This is a genomic window from Citrobacter sp. GW821-FHT07H02 (genome assembly GCF_059418505.1).
This window is the reverse complement of the sequence record NZ_JBWKPZ010000030.1, coordinates 1-14,059: the sequence shown is the minus strand read 5'-3', so window position 1 is coordinate 14,059 and position 14,059 is coordinate 1. Positions and strand designations below refer to the sequence as shown.

Sequence of the window (14,059 nt, the reverse complement as noted above, 5' to 3'; positions counted from 1 at the left end):
AAGGAAACGGTGGGCAGCAACAGTTACTGCAGAGACGCCAGAATCCGGTAGGCGGCCGCGACACGTGCCGGATTAGGATAGCTTTTATTCGCCAGCATCACGATACCGAGGTTTTTCTCTGGAATAAAAGCAACGTAACTGCCAAAGCCGCCGGTAGACCCCGTCTTATGTACCCAGGAGGATTTGACTGCAGGCGCGGGCGGGTTAATTTCCACGGCTGTCAGCGCTGCCAGCGCGATCTTATTATCGCTACCCTTGATGACGGTTTCGCCCTCTACCGGCCAGTTCAGCATTTCCCAGCCTAACCCCTGATACATCTCGCCAATACGCCAATAGCGCGACTGGGCTAACGCCACGCCTTGCTGCAGCGTTTTGTCCTGAATGTGGGAGGCGTCCATGTTGGCCAGCACCCAGCTTGCCATATCTTCAATGCTGGATTTAACACCATACGCCTCTGCATCCAGAGGGCCGGTTGAAACATGGACAGGCTTACCCTCGCGATAACCCCAGGCGTAATCTTTCTGTTCTGACGTGGGGACGGTAATCCAGGTATGTGCGAGTTTTAGTGGTTTGAAGACGCGCGTGGACATCGCCTCTTCGTAATTCATTCCGGAAGGTTTAACCGCCAGCGCGCCAAACAAGCCGATGCTGGCATTGGCATACAGACGTTTGCTGCCCGGCGCCCACTCCGGCTGCCAGGTTTGATAGTAGTGAAGCAGCGAGGCTTCATCTGTCACGCTATCTGGCACCTGAAGCGGTAAGCCCCCTGCGGTATAGGTTGCCAGATGTAGCAGGCTGATGCCTTGCCACTGTTTACCGTTCAGCGCAGGCCAATATTTTGTTGCCGGATCGCTGAGTTTTATTTCACCGCGAGCGACAGCATCGCCCGCCAGCACGCCGGTGAATGTTTTACTCACCGAACCGAGTTCAAACAGGGTTTGTGGGGTGACGGGCCGGTTTTTGGCGATGTCGGCATTACCCCAGGTAAAGTACCTCGGCTTGCCCTGGTAAATCACCGCAACGGCCATGCCCGGAATCGCCTGCTCTTTCATTAATGGTGCAATGGTGCGGTTTACAACATCAGCGATGTGTTGCTCAGTGTGCGGTGTGGCAAGCACTGAACTGGAGGCAGTAAGGAGTAACACACTGCAGAGGATTTTGTTCATCATGGCGTATTTCCGTAACAGAGGACCCTGGGGATGTCCGGGAAGAGTGCGGCAGTAGGTTACACTATTTGCGATGATGGCAGGGAGAAGAGACGGTAGAAATAAAACGGCCCGCCAGTGGCGGGCCGGAATAACGATGGTGCTAATTAGAGCGTGACGATAGCAATCAGTGTCACAACGGTCAGAATAGCAGCCAGACCGTAAAACACCCACTTGCCAGCCGGCACGTGGATTTTCAGGTCATGCATTGCGTGGTGCATACGGTGTAAACCACACCACAGCGGCAGAACGATCATCAGGAACATGAACGCGCGGCCAATAAAGCTTTGTGCAAAGGCCAGTACACGTTCGTAGCTCAGGGCATCGCCCGGGAAGAGTCCCAGTGGCAGCATAATGCCGACCAGCAGAACCATGACCGGCGCAATGATCGCGCCCCACATACCACCTGCACCAAACAGTCCCCAGAATACGGGTTCGTCAGAGCGTTTTGGATTTGGATTAATCATCCCGGACTCCTTACCAGTACAGGGCAACATACAGAATAACTACAGTCGCAACTGCAGTAACCGCCCAGAGACCTTTGATGATCGGCTCTGGCCCCATTTTTTCGTCTTTTACGATGATATTGGCAGCTTTAGGCGCCAGCTCAAACCAGGTCTTGGTATGCAGCAAGGCTGCAGCCAGGGCGATCAGGTTGAGGATCACCACCACTGGATTTTGCAGAAAACCAACGAATCCCATCCAGGATTCTGCGCCGTGTTTGAGGGCAAACAGGCCGAAAATCAGTTCAATGCTGAACCAGACTGCCGGCACTGCTGTGCCTTCGCGCAGCATGTAAAAGCGATAAAACGGCAGCTTTTTCCACCAGGTGGACGTCATTGGCCGCACATAGGCTTTGCGTTTAGTCGTCATGTTGCACTCCTTAGCGTGGTTTCAGGGTCGCGATAAGAAAGTCTTTCGAACTTTCTACTTTACCCTGCTGGATGGCCGCAGCCGGATCGACGTGTTTCGGACAAACTTCGGAGCAGTAGCCCACGAAAGTACAGGACCAAACGCCGTTCGGGCTATTCAACTGAGCCATACGCTCTTTCTTACCGTGGTCACGGCTATCTTCGTTGTAACGATGCGCCAGCGTAATCGCCGCCGGACCGATGAACTCAGGGTTCAGTCCGAACTGCGGGCACGCGGCGTAACACAGACCACAGTTGATGCAACCTGAGAACTGGTGATACTTCGCCATTTGCGCCGGAGTCTGGGTATTAGGACCCTGATCCGGTGTGCGCGGGTTACCGATGATGTACGGTTTGATGGCTTCCAGGCTTTCGATAAAGTGCGTCATGTCGACGACCAGATCGCGCTCAATCGGGAAGTTGCCCAGCGCTTCAACCTTCATGCCGTTGGTGTATTCACGCAGGAAGGTTTTGCACGCCAGTTTTGGTACGTTGTTGACCATCATGCCGCAAGAGCCACAGATCGCCATACGGCAAGACCAGCGGTAGCTCAGATCTGGCGCCAGGTTATCTTTGATGTAGCCCAGCGCATCCAGCAGCGACGTTGTTTCATCATAAGGTACATCATAGAAAGCACTGTGCGGTGCGGTATCCACTTCCGGGTTATAGCGCACCACCTCAACTTTCAGGTTTTTCATCTCAGCCATTCGCCTTCTCCTTCTTATCGGCTGCTTCCGCTTCGCCACCATATACACGTTTCGCTGGCGGCAGAGTGGTGATTTTCACGTCGCTGTAGTCCAGGCGTGTGGTGCCATCAGCATCGCGGAAGGCGAGGGTGTGTTTGAGGAAGTTGACGTCGTCACGCTCGGTGCAACCTTCGTCCAGACGCTGATGCGCGCCGCGCGATTCTTTACGCGCCAGAGCGGAGTGCGCCATACATTCAGCAACATTCAGACCGTGGCCCAGTTCGATGGTGTACAGCAGGTCGGTATTGAAGACGCTGGAGGTGTCGGTAATACGCACGCGCTTGAAGCGTTCCTGCAGTTCAGCCAACTTATCAACCGTTTTCTGCATGAGTTCTGGTGTACGGTAGATACCGCAACCTTCTTCCATGGACAGACCCATTTCATCACGGATCTTCGACCAGTTTTCGTTACCTTCCTGGTTCACCAGATCTTTCAGACGCTGTTCAACGCCTGCAACCTGCGCATCGAGCGCGGCGCTGTTGGCGGTACCTGCCGTAGAGGCACGTTCCATCGCTTGCTCACCAGCCAGACGGCCAAAGACCACCAGTTCAGCCAGGGAGTTAGAGCCCAGACGGTTGGCGCCATGCAGACCCACAGAGGAACATTCGCCAACGGCAAACAGACCTTTGATGCGGCTTTCGCAGTTTTGATCGGTTTCGATACCACCCATGGTGTAGTGCGCGGTCGGACGAACCGGAATTGGCTCTTTAACCGGATCGACGCCGACATAGGCTTTTGCCAGTTCGCAGATGAACGGTAAACGTTCGAGCAGTTTTTTCTCGCCGAGGTGACGCAGGTCGAGGTGAACCACATCGCCACGCGGAGTGGAGATGGTGTTGCCTTTACGCCATTCGTGCCAGAACGCCTGAGAAACTTTGTCGCGCGGACCCAGTTCCATGTATTTGTTCTTCGGCTCACCCAGCGGGGTTTCCGGACCCATGCCGTAGTCTTGCAGATAACGGTAGCCGTTTTTGTTGACCAGAATACCGCCTTCACCACGGCAACCTTCGGTCATCAGGATACCAGAGCCTGGCAAACCGGTCGGGTGATACTGAACGAACTCCATATCACGCAGCGGAACGCCGTGGCTCAGCGCCATGCCCATACCGTCACCGGTTACGATGCCGCCGTTGGTGTTGTAACGGTATACACGGCCAGCGCCGCCCGTTGCCATCACCACCGCGTTAGCACGGATTTGCATCAGCGTGCCTTCCATCATGTTCATCGCGACCAGACCACGGGCATGGCCGTCGTCTACCAGGATGTCCAGAACGAAGTGTTCGTCAAAACGCTGAATTTGTGGGAACTGCAGGGAAGTCTGGAACAGGGTGTGGAGCATATGGAAGCCGGTTTTATCCGCGGCGAACCAGGTACGCTCAATTTTCATCCCGCCGAAGCGACGTACGTTGACGCTTCCGTCTTCACGGCGGCTCCACGGGCAACCCCATTGCTCCAGTTGCGTCATTTCAGTTGGGCAGTGGTGAACAAAGTAGTCCACGACATCCTGCTCACACAGCCAGTCTCCGCCCGCTACCGTATCGTGAAAATGGTAGTCAAAGCTGTCATGATCCTGCGCGACAGCAGCAGAGCCACCTTCGGCAGCAACGGTATGGCTGCGCATTGGGTACACTTTTGAGATCAGTGCGATTTTAGCGTTGGGATTTGCTTGTGCGGCAGCAATTGCAGCACGTAATCCCGCGCCACCGGCGCCTATAATGGCAAGATCGGCTTGAAAGGTTTGCACGACATTCCTCCAGATTGTTGTTATTTCGCCCACCACGCAGTCAGTTTAGTCTCTGATATATGCGGATGGCGAATGCGATTCCACTGCTCCTTTATAGGTACAGTAGTATAGTCGCAGGTATAGAAGGGAAATTTGACGTGTTCGATTTTTTTAGCGTATCAGTGGCGCTAATTATCATTGATTCTGATTAATTTAATTACTAAAGCACCCATCTTCAGTTTTTTAACCCTCGATTCCACATAAGGCGCTCCCGCACTAAATTTGTCTCCCTGACAGGTTACGAGTAGACTTCGTGCCCTTGTCATATATCGGAGAAAGAACCATGAGCGAAACGGCCACCTGGCAGCCGAGCGCGTCCATCCCCAATCTGTTGAAACGTGCGGCAATTATGACGGAAATTCGTCGTTTCTTTGCCGATCGCGGAGTGCTTGAGGTTGAGACGCCTTGCATGAGTCAGGCGACGGTAACAGACATTCATTTGTTCCCGTTTGAGACGCGTTTCGTTGGACCTGGTCATTCGCAGGGGATGAACCTCTACCTGATGACCAGCCCGGAATACCACATGAAACGCCTGCTGGTGGCGGGATGCGGTCCGGTCTTTCAGCTATGCCGTAGTTTTCGTAATGAAGAGATGGGACGTCACCATAACCCGGAATTCACCATGCTTGAGTGGTATCGTCCTCACTACGATATGTACCGCCTGATGAATGAAGTGGATGACCTGCTGCAACAGGTGCTTGATTGCCAGCCCGCAGAAAGCCTCTCTTACCAGCAGGCGTTTCAACGCCATCTCGAAATTGACCCACTGTCAGCCGATAAAACCCAGTTGCGTGAAGTCGCGGCCAAACTGGATTTAAGCAATATCGCGGATACAGAAGAAGACAGGGACACGTTGCTGCAACTGCTGTTTGCCATGGGCGTCGAGCCGCATATTGGTAAAGATAAGCCCACGTTTGTGTACCATTTCCCGGCAAGTCAGGCATCTCTGGCGCAAATCAGCACTGAAGATCACCGCGTGGCTGAACGTTTTGAGGTGTATTTCAAAGGTATTGAGCTGGCGAATGGTTTTCATGAGTTGACGGACGCTCGCGAGCAGCAGCAACGCTTTGAACAAGACAACCGTAAGCGCGCGGCGCGCGGCCTGCCGCAGCAGCCTATCGACACTCACTTACTCGAAGCCTTAAAAGTGGGTATGCCGGATTGCTCCGGTGTGGCGTTGGGTGTGGATCGTCTGGTGATGCTGGCATTAGGGGCTGAAAGCCTTGCAGACGTGATTGCTTTCACCGTCGACCGCGCATAACGGCCTTTCTGCAAGGCGGCGGTTAAATCGCCGCTTTGCAGCCTCTACGTTCATTTTTACCTCTAATAGCCACAATTTGGTTCTGGATATCTGCTATTGTTCCGGCCTTAATCCTGTTTTGATTTACGTATTGCTGACCTCTACAGGGGGCAGCGCAAATGGGTGAGCGACGTTTGAAAAACGTTCTCCCCGGTGAGGAAGATTTTAATGCCCCAAACAATAAAAAAAATGAGCCTGATTGGCCTCATTCTGATGATATTTACGTCAGTTTTTGGTTTCGCAAATAGCCCCTCCGCTTTTTATTTAATGGGGTATAGCGCCATCCCGTGGTATATTTTTTCTGCACTCTTATTCTTTATTCCCTTTGCATTAATGATGGCCGAGATGGGTTCCGCTTATCGAAAAGAAGAGGGCGGAATATACTCGTGGATGAATAATAGCGTTGGGCCACGCTACGCATTTATCGGTACCTTTATGTGGTTCTCCTCCTATATTATCTGGATGGTGAGTACCGCAGCTAAAATTTGGGTTCCTTTCTCGACATTCTTGTTTGGCGCAGACATGACGCAGCACTGGCAGTTTGCCGGGCTTGAACCAACACAGGTTGTTGGGCTGCTCGCCGTGGGATGGATGATTCTGGTGACGGGCATTGCCGCCAGAGGGATTAACAAAATTGCGCGTATTACCGCAGTAGGCGGTATTGCCGTGATGTGCCTTAATTTAGTTTTTCTGTTGGTGAGTGTCGCTATTTTGTTATTAAATGGTGGGCATTTTGCGCAAGATATTAATTTTGTCGCCTCACCGAATCCTGGATATCAGTCCGGTCTGGCAATGTTGTCGTTTGTTGTTTTCGCTATTTTCGCTTACGGCGGTATTGAAGCCGTTGGTGGTCTGGTCGATAAAACAGAAAAACCGGAAAAAAACTTTGCCAAAGGAATTATCTTTGCGGCCATTGTGATTTCAATCGGCTATTCTCTGGCGATATTCTTGTGGGGTGCCAGTACGAACTGGCAGCAGGTATTAAGTAATGGTTCTGTGAACCTCGGCAACATCACTTACATTCTGATGGAAAGCCTGGGGATGACGTTGGGCAATGCGCTGAATCTTTCACCCGAGGCGGCGATGACGCTGGGCGTCTGGTTTGCACGCATTACCGGGCTCTCGATGTTTCTTGCCTATACCGGCGCCTTCTTCACATTGAGTTATTCACCGCTGAAAGCGATTATTCAGGGGACGCCGAAAGCGCTGTGGCCTGCGTCCGTCACGAAATTGAATTCGACAGGGATGCCCGCCAATGCGATGTGGGCGCAGTGTCTGTTGGTCAGCCTGTTTATTCTGCTGGTCTCTTTTGGCGGCGATACCGCGTCGGCGTTTTATAACAAACTGACGCTGATGGCCAACGTATCGATGACGCTGCCGTATCTGTTCCTCGCGCTGGCGTTTCCCTTCTTCAAGTTTCGTGAGGGGCTGGAACGACCGTTTGTGATCTTCAAAACGAAGGTTTCTACACTACTGGCAACCGGGACGGTTGTGCTGGTGGTGGCGTTTGCCAATGTGTTCACCATCATTCAGCCAGTGATTGAAGCAGGGGACTGGAATAGCGCCTTATGGATGACAGGCGGTCCGGTGTTCTTCTCGTTACTGGCGATGATAATTTACCAGAACTACACCCGTCGGATGGAAAAATTGCCGCAGTGGGTGACGGAGTAATAGGGATGCCGGGCCAGCATTAGCGCCGCCCGGCATAGTTAACGCTTACAAACTCCCCGCCGGACGACCCTTTTTACCCGCAGACGTCAGCGTTTTACCTGTCCTCGTACCGTTCAAACTTTCCAGACGCATCTGGAATGGTGGGAATGGCATATCAATACCGTGTTCATGGAAGCCCGCCAGAATGAGTTGGTGGATTTCATGGCGCAGCGGCATACGGTGCCCCATCTCTGCGGCATAGATACGCAGCTCGAAGATCTGAATCCCTTGTTGGAGATCGACCAGGAACACTTCCGGCGCCGGATTGTCGATCACCAACGAGCAGCGCTGTGCCGCCGTCAGCAGAATTTGCGTGACCTCTTCGCTGTTCGCGCTGGAAGGCGCCGGAATGGTCAACACCACACGCGTCACAGAGTCAGAGAGTGACCAGTTAATAAACTGCTCGGTGATAAACGCTTTGTTGGGCACGATGATCTCTTTACGGTCCCAGTCGCTGATGGTGGTCGCGCGGGTATTGATTTTCGTCACGCTGCCCGTCAGGTCGCGAATGGTTACCGTATCGCCAATACGAATCGGTTTTTCGAACAAAATGATCAGGCCTGAGATAAAGTTGGCGAAGATTTCCTGCAAACCAAAACCCAGACCAACACCGAGCGCCGCAACCAGCCACTGCAATTTTGACCACTCAATCCCAATCATTGAGAAACCGACCAGTCCGCCAATCAGCATCAGCAGATATTTGGTTATGGTGGTGATGGCATAGCCTGTACCTGGCGTTAAATCCAGATGCTGGAGCAGCGCCAGTTCCAGCAGCGCGGGCAAATTACGAACCAACTGCGTGGTGATGATAAACACCAGAATCGAAATTAATACGGCGCCCAGCGTGATCGGCTCCAGGCTCTCTACGCCCTGCACCGTAGAAGTGACATCCCACAGCGAGATGTTCTCAAGGAAGCCAAAGGCGGAATGGATTTCCGACCACAGCACGATGACCGATAACAGCGCGATGAGCATCAGAATAGAACGCACCAGGCGCAGTGACTGGGCGCTGATGGTGTCGAGATCCACTTCGCTTTCATCGACCTCCACGGTTCCCTCAAGGCTGGTCGAATGTGCTTGTTCTTCTTCACCCCGCGCACGCTGCGCCAGCATTTCGGCGCGGCGGTGTTTGGCGCGATCAAACGCTAACCGGCGCCGCTGAATCAGCATCCAGCGGCGGATGACGTGATATATCACCAGCAGCAAGAACCAGATGGCAACCGACGTTTCCAGTCGCGCCAGCAGCGCCTGCGCGGTTGCCAGATAGCCCACGACGGCAGCAAAAATCGCGACGAGCGGCGCGCCCATCAGCAGGTTCCACAGCATTCTGTTGACCATGTTTTCGCCGCTGCCCTCTTTATCGAGATACAGCGGGATACCGGCACGTTTCAGGCTGAGGGTCACTATTGCCAGTGCTCCGCAAATGAGCATGAAGCAGAGGCGTCCCAACGAGGCGGAGAACTCCCGGTCATTGAGATTATCAAACATAATCAATGCCATAATGAGCGGCACGATGAAGCCGATGCTCATCAGGTAATAGCGCATCGCACGCGCCACACGGTGACGTGGCCAGCCAAAGTGCGCCACAAACAACCCGTTTGGACGCGCGAAGGCGGCGCAAATCATCACCACCCACAGCAGAGGGACTGTAGCGGTGACGCCATCGCCTATCGCAACGGCCAGCGGGTAAGGCCACGCTTCCCGCAGTCCAAACCCTAACGTGGCCCACAGAACCGGAAGCGGCGAGGCGACCAGTATTGACCAGAACACGGTGCGCAGTGTTAGCCAGAAGTGATCCTGCGTGACTTTTCCAACGCGGGCGGATGAACGTTCCAGAAAACGGGTGAAGTGCTTACGCGAGTAAAGACTAAAACCGACCAGGATCAGCGCGCCAAACAACGGCAGCAGCGTCTCTTTACTGGTCAGCATCATGATGCTGGCCTTGCCAAGTTGGTTAAAGGTATCCAGTGAAATCAGCCGACGCAGATCCTGAACAAGCTCAATTGGCCAGGAGAGTGACATCGGACTCACATCGGAAGTCCAGAACAGATAGCGGTGCGTCGCTTCGTTGACCTCTTTGAGCGCATCTTCCAGTTGGCTATTGGAGACTTTCAGCTTGGTCAACTCAAGGATCAGCGTGTCTCCCCCCTGTAGCAGGGAATTCAGCAGCTCGCGCTGGGTGCGCAGCTGCGCGTCCAGAATCCGGTTTTGTTCAGCGGTGAGCGGCTTGCCGTCAGCCTGATGGATCTGACGCAACTGAGGCTGCTTATTGAGCAGGTCTTCATAGCGCATACGGTGCACACGTAGCTGCGCCATTTCCGTATCTAACTGCTGCGGTTTGGGCATTTCCGGCAGGCGTGAAACCTGGGCGCGTAGCGCTTCGCCAAGCATATTGGAAACGCCCAGCCATTGTGCCTGTTCCCGCAGTGTATTGAGCGCCTGGCGTACCTGCAGGGTCTGACTGGTGGCCTGACGCTGCTGTGAGGCCACCAGATCCATGCGCTGCGCTTGCTGGTTGAGCGCCTGCGACAGTTCCCGGTTTACTTTGAACTGATCGACGATACCTGTGGGCAGACCATCGCTGTTTTCCGCCAGCAGTTCGGTACTCTCCAGCGCGCGTTCGGCTTCGCGTTGGCGCTGGCTGTTTAATTGATTGCGTAAGGCTTGCAGATAAGCGTCAAGCTGTTGGCTCTGCTTTTCCGCCAATTCAGAGCGCATACGCGCCAGTTCCTGACGATTATTTGCTGAAAGCTGCGCCAGCTCGAGTTCATCCACCAGGGCTTTCAGTTTGGCGGATTCGGCCTGCATGCCAAAATTTTGCGCCTGATTTAGCGGGGTGTTGCCGCTAACGGTGCCGAGTCGCCGTTCAATATCATTCAACTGGCGACGGGCATCGGTTTGTTGCTGCGGAAGTTGACTCAGTGAGTCGGCAATTTCCCGGGCACGTTCCTGCTCCTGCTGAGCCTGGCGGCTTTTATCCAGCAATTGACTGCTGACCTGGAGGATCTCCTGGTTCAGCGCCTCGCTGGACATCCCCGGTGGGACGTTGCGTGGTTCGTCGCGCAGGTTATTAAGCTGGGCGCGTAATGTCGCAGACAGCTTTGGGAAATTGTCGATGACTTGCTGGTATTGCTGGGCGCGCTCGAGGGAGCCTTTACGTTCCTCAAGCGCGTTCAGCGCAGACTGGAGTGCCTCGACGGCCTCTGGCTGGGCGGGTTTCGCCGCTTTTGCCTGCTCCAGTTCCTGGGTGATTTGTTTGGCGTCGGGGGCCGTCGCGGCGTACGCCCCCTGGCTGAGGCACCAGGCCATCAGAAAAGTGATAATCAGGCGCACGTCAGTCTACCTTTGTTGTTAGCTTTGTTCTGTTTTGTCGTCAACTGGCGGGTTGGCGTCGTGTTCTGCGGCGATCTCCGCTTGTGCAACCGGCGCAGTTGCCGCGTCTGACGGCGTGAACATCTCGGTAGATGTGGCCAGCGGTTGACCAATTTTGGTCGCAGACAGACTTTGCAGTTGCTCTACCAGATTCACTTTACCTGGCGCAAACAAGTTGATGACGGTGGAGCCCAGCTTAAAGCGACCCATTTCCTGGCCTTTCAACAGCGCAACAGAACCTTCGCTTTCACCCGCAGGCCAGGTCCAGCGTTTGATTACGCCTTCACGTGGTGGTGTGATGGTTCCGGCCCACACGGTTTCAATGCTACCGACGATGGTTGCGCCGACCAGGATCTGCGCCATCGGGCCAAATTCGGTATCAAACAGACAAATGACACGCTCGTTACGGGCAAACAGGTTCGGGACGTTTTGCGCGGTCAGATGGTTGACGGAGAACAGATCGCCCGGCACGTAAATCATTTCACGCAGAATACCGTTACACGGCATGTGTACGCGGTGATAGTCACGCGGGGAGAGGTAAGTGGTGACAAACGAACCGTTGCGAAACAGGTCTGCCATCAGATAGTTACCGGCCAGCAGCGCCTCGAGGCTGTAGTTATGTCCTTTGGCCTGCAGAATTTTGTCTTCTTCGATGCGACCTAACTGGCTGATCACGCCGTCTGCCGGCATCACCAGAATATTCGGGTCAGTATCTACCGGGCGCACATCGTCACGCAGCGGACGTACAAAGAAGTCGTTAAACGTGCGATAGCTGGCGGTGTCCGGCTTCTGTGCTTCATTCATATCGACCTTGTAGTACTTCACGAACAGGTCGATAACCAATTTGGTCAGCCATCCCGCCCGTTTGCTTGCGCCCCAACCCGCCAGGCGAGTGAGCCATAGTTTCGGCAGAATGTACTGTAGCGAAAGTTTAAATGAGTTTAACAAGGTAGCCTCCAGGCCATTGTTTTGTCGTTCCTGATCCGGCATACGCGCCGGATCCTGAAAAAGGGGGACGATTCTAGCGACGCTTAGCTTAGTTGTCAGTTATCCGAATCAGAAAAGTTTTTACGCGTTTTTACCTGCGCCATGCTTTCCAGAATCCGATGATAATTTTCGAAGCGGGTCTCGGCGATTGTCCCTTTCTCTACGGCCTCACGGATAGCACAGCCTGGATCCGCGTCATGTTTGCAGTCGCGATATTTGCAATGCCCTAAATAGTCATGAAATTCGACAAAGCCGTGCGTGATTTGTTCCGGCTCAAGATGCCACAGCCCAAACTCACGTACGCCGGGGGAGTCGATGACATCGCCGCCGTGCGGGAAGTGGTACAGGCGAGAAGCGGTGGTCGTGTGCTGTCCAAGACCGGAGTTGTCGGAGACATCGTTGGTCAGGATCTCTTTTTGCAGGCCGAGCAGGTTATTGAGCAGACTGGATTTTCCTACGCCCGATTGACCGGCAAAAATGCTAATACGATCGGTCAATGCCTCTTCAAGCGGTTCCAGCCCATTTTTCGTATGGCTTGATACCATCAATACGCGATAGCCAATGTTGCGATAGATATCCATCTGTTCGTTAACGAAGGCCATGCCTTCATCGTCCAGCAGATCGATCTTGTTGAGCACGATAATCGGTTCAACCTGCAGCGTTTCGCAAGCCACCAGATAACGGTCGATAATATTAAGCGACAGCTCCGGCAAAATGGCGGAGACAATGACGATTTGGTCGATGTTGGCGGCAATCGGTTTTACGCCGTCATAAAAGTCAGGGCGCGTCAGCACCGAGGTACGTTCATGCACTGCTTCGACAATGCCTTTGACGTTTACGCCTTCCGCCGCCGCTTTTCCTGGACGCCAGACTACGCGATCGCCAGTGACCAGCGAACGGATGGTTCGACGAATATTACAACGGTGTACTTCACCGTTGGCGGATTCGACGTCGGCATGCATACCAAAACGGCTGATGACAATGCCTTCAGCAGTTTCGCCAAACAGATTGTCATCGTAATCGGCCTTCTCCGTGGACGTTTTAAGACGACGCTGGTGATTGGCGTTCACGCGGCGCTGTTGGCCTTTGGAGAGTTTATTTTTACTCAATCGTACTGGCTCCTGGTCGCCCATTGTGGGCAAAACATCTATGATACACGCTATTTTAGATGAATATAGTCACACTGAACGTGACCTCTGAAGGGTGGAAAATAGCATGAGTGCCAATGAAAACAACCTCATTTGGATAGATCTTGAAATGACGGGGCTGGATCCCGAGCGCGATCGCATCATTGAGATCGCGACACTGGTGACCGATGCCAACCTGAACATCCTGGCGGAAGGGCCGACGATTGCAGTGCATCAGTCCGATGAACAACTGGCGTTGATGGATGACTGGAACGTGCGTACCCATACCGGAAGTGGTCTGGTAGATCGTGTGAAGGCAAGTACCGTGGGCGACCGTGAAGCGGAACTGGCGACGATTGAATTTTTGAAAGAGTGGGTGCCCGCCGGAAAATCACCCATTTGCGGTAACAGTATCGGACAGGATCGTCGCTTCCTGTTTAAATACATGCCGGAACTGGAGGCGTACTTCCACTACCGCTACCTGGATGTGAGTACGTTGAAAGAGCTGGCGCGCCGCTGGAAGCCGGAAATTCTGGATGGCTTTACCAAGCAGGGCACACACCAGGCGATGGATGATATCCGTGAGTCGGTGGCGGAACTGGCGTACTACCGCGAGCATTTTATTAAGCTGTAATTGTGTGGGCCGGATAACGCAGATATCCGGCCAACGAACTTGCGTCATGGCTGTTTTGCCGCTAAATTGTGCGCTTTGGCGAATAATTCGGCACTTGAACAAAAAAATAAAAAAATCGCTTTTAGGGGGGTTGCAGCTGGAAGGATTTCTCGTATAATGCGCCTCCCGTAACGACGCAGAAATGCAAATTACGACAGCAACAAATTTGCGGGAATAGCTCAGTTGGTAGAGCACGACCTTGCCAAGGTCGGGGTCGCGAGTTCGAGTCTCGTTTCCCGCTCCAA

General features: G+C 53.6%; 11 protein-coding genes and 1 tRNA gene. 4 read left to right on the top strand and 8 right to left on the bottom strand.

The features are described from left to right. Positions 1–23: 23 nt before the first annotated feature. The 5 genes from ampC to frdA form a co-directional block, all read right to left on the bottom strand. Entirely contained in the window at positions 24–1,169 is a 1,146-nt protein-coding gene (ampC, locus tag AC07NP_RS21375) for a CMY2/MIR/ACT/EC family class C beta-lactamase (RefSeq protein ID WP_494661662.1), read from the bottom strand. A gap of 143 nt (positions 1,170–1,312) precedes the next feature. Next, complete coding sequence (gene frdD, locus AC07NP_RS21370) at positions 1,313–1,672, bottom strand: fumarate reductase subunit FrdD (protein ID WP_271445162.1); 360 nt, start codon at positions 1,670–1,672, stop codon at positions 1,313–1,315. 10 nt (positions 1,673–1,682) lie between these two features. Continuing rightward, positions 1,683–2,078 carry a fumarate reductase subunit FrdC gene (frdC, locus tag AC07NP_RS21365; protein ID WP_203359187.1) on the bottom strand — a complete coding sequence of 132 codons (396 nt, stop codon included), beginning with the start codon at positions 2,076–2,078 and terminating at the stop codon, positions 1,683–1,685. 10 nt (positions 2,079–2,088) lie between these two features. Beyond that, positions 2,089–2,823, bottom strand: coding sequence for a fumarate reductase iron-sulfur protein (gene frdB, locus AC07NP_RS21360; RefSeq protein ID WP_203359186.1), 735 nt, complete (start codon positions 2,821–2,823; stop codon positions 2,089–2,091). Next, the gene (gene frdA / locus AC07NP_RS21355) at positions 2,816–4,606 is read right to left on the bottom strand and encodes a fumarate reductase (quinol) flavoprotein subunit (RefSeq protein WP_494661661.1); all 1,791 of its coding nucleotides are present in this window, start codon (positions 4,604–4,606) and stop codon (positions 2,816–2,818) included. The genes frdB and frdA overlap by 8 nt, the downstream gene beginning before the upstream one ends. A 322-nt stretch (positions 4,607–4,928) precedes the next feature. Here frdA and epmA point away from each other — a divergent pair, with 322 nt between their 5' ends. Continuing rightward, positions 4,929–5,906 carry an elongation factor P--(R)-beta-lysine ligase gene (gene epmA, locus AC07NP_RS21350; RefSeq protein ID WP_494661660.1) on the top strand — a complete coding sequence of 326 codons (978 nt, stop codon included), beginning with the start codon at positions 4,929–4,931 and terminating at the stop codon, positions 5,904–5,906. A gap of 207 nt (positions 5,907–6,113) precedes the next feature. After that, a complete protein-coding gene (gene yjeM / locus AC07NP_RS21345; RefSeq protein WP_494661659.1) occupies positions 6,114–7,616 on the top strand; it encodes a glutamate/gamma-aminobutyrate family transporter YjeM in 1,503 nt (500 codons plus the stop codon). A gap of 45 nt (positions 7,617–7,661) precedes the next feature. Here yjeM and mscM read toward each other — a convergent pair whose 3' ends face one another. The 3 genes from mscM to rsgA form a co-directional block, all read right to left on the bottom strand. Then, on the bottom strand, positions 7,662–10,988 hold the full coding sequence (mscM, locus tag AC07NP_RS21340; protein ID WP_494661658.1) for a miniconductance mechanosensitive channel MscM: 3,327 nt from the start codon (positions 10,986–10,988) through the stop codon (positions 7,662–7,664). 18 nt (positions 10,989–11,006) lie between these two features. Further along, positions 11,007–11,975, bottom strand: coding sequence for an archaetidylserine decarboxylase (gene asd, locus AC07NP_RS21335; RefSeq protein ID WP_192610813.1), 969 nt, complete (start codon positions 11,973–11,975; stop codon positions 11,007–11,009). A gap of 95 nt (positions 11,976–12,070) precedes the next feature. After that, complete coding sequence (rsgA, locus tag AC07NP_RS21330) at positions 12,071–13,123, bottom strand: small ribosomal subunit biogenesis GTPase RsgA (RefSeq protein WP_494661657.1); 1,053 nt, start codon at positions 13,121–13,123, stop codon at positions 12,071–12,073. A gap of 106 nt (positions 13,124–13,229) precedes the next feature. Between rsgA and orn the strand changes: the two genes are divergently transcribed. Both orn and AC07NP_RS21320 read left to right on the top strand, forming a co-directional pair. Then, positions 13,230–13,775: an oligoribonuclease gene (gene orn / locus AC07NP_RS21325; RefSeq protein WP_192610815.1), complete on the top strand. Its 546-nt coding sequence runs from the start codon at positions 13,230–13,232 to the stop codon at positions 13,773–13,775. A gap of 207 nt (positions 13,776–13,982) precedes the next feature. Continuing rightward, a tRNA-Gly gene (locus AC07NP_RS21320) sits at positions 13,983–14,058 on the top strand. The last annotated feature ends 1 nt before the right edge of the window (position 14,059 follow it).

Coding starts and splice junctions, on each gene's coding strand:
- ampC (WP_494661662.1), bottom strand. CDS start 1,169: ATGATGAACAAAATCCTCTGCAGTGTGTTACTCCTTACTGCCTCCAGT.
- epmA (WP_494661660.1), top strand. CDS start 4,929: ATGAGCGAAACGGCCACCTGGCAGCCGAGCGCGTCCATCCCCAATCTG.
- orn (WP_192610815.1), top strand. CDS start 13,230: ATGAGTGCCAATGAAAACAACCTCATTTGGATAGATCTTGAAATGACG.
- yjeM (WP_494661659.1), top strand. CDS start 6,114: ATGCCCCAAACAATAAAAAAAATGAGCCTGATTGGCCTCATTCTGATG.
- frdB (WP_203359186.1), bottom strand. CDS start 2,823: ATGGCTGAGATGAAAAACCTGAAAGTTGAGGTGGTGCGCTATAACCCG.
- frdD (WP_271445162.1), bottom strand. CDS start 1,672: ATGATTAATCCAAATCCAAAACGCTCTGACGAACCCGTATTCTGGGGA.
- frdC (WP_203359187.1), bottom strand. CDS start 2,078: ATGACGACTAAACGCAAAGCCTATGTGCGGCCAATGACGTCCACCTGG.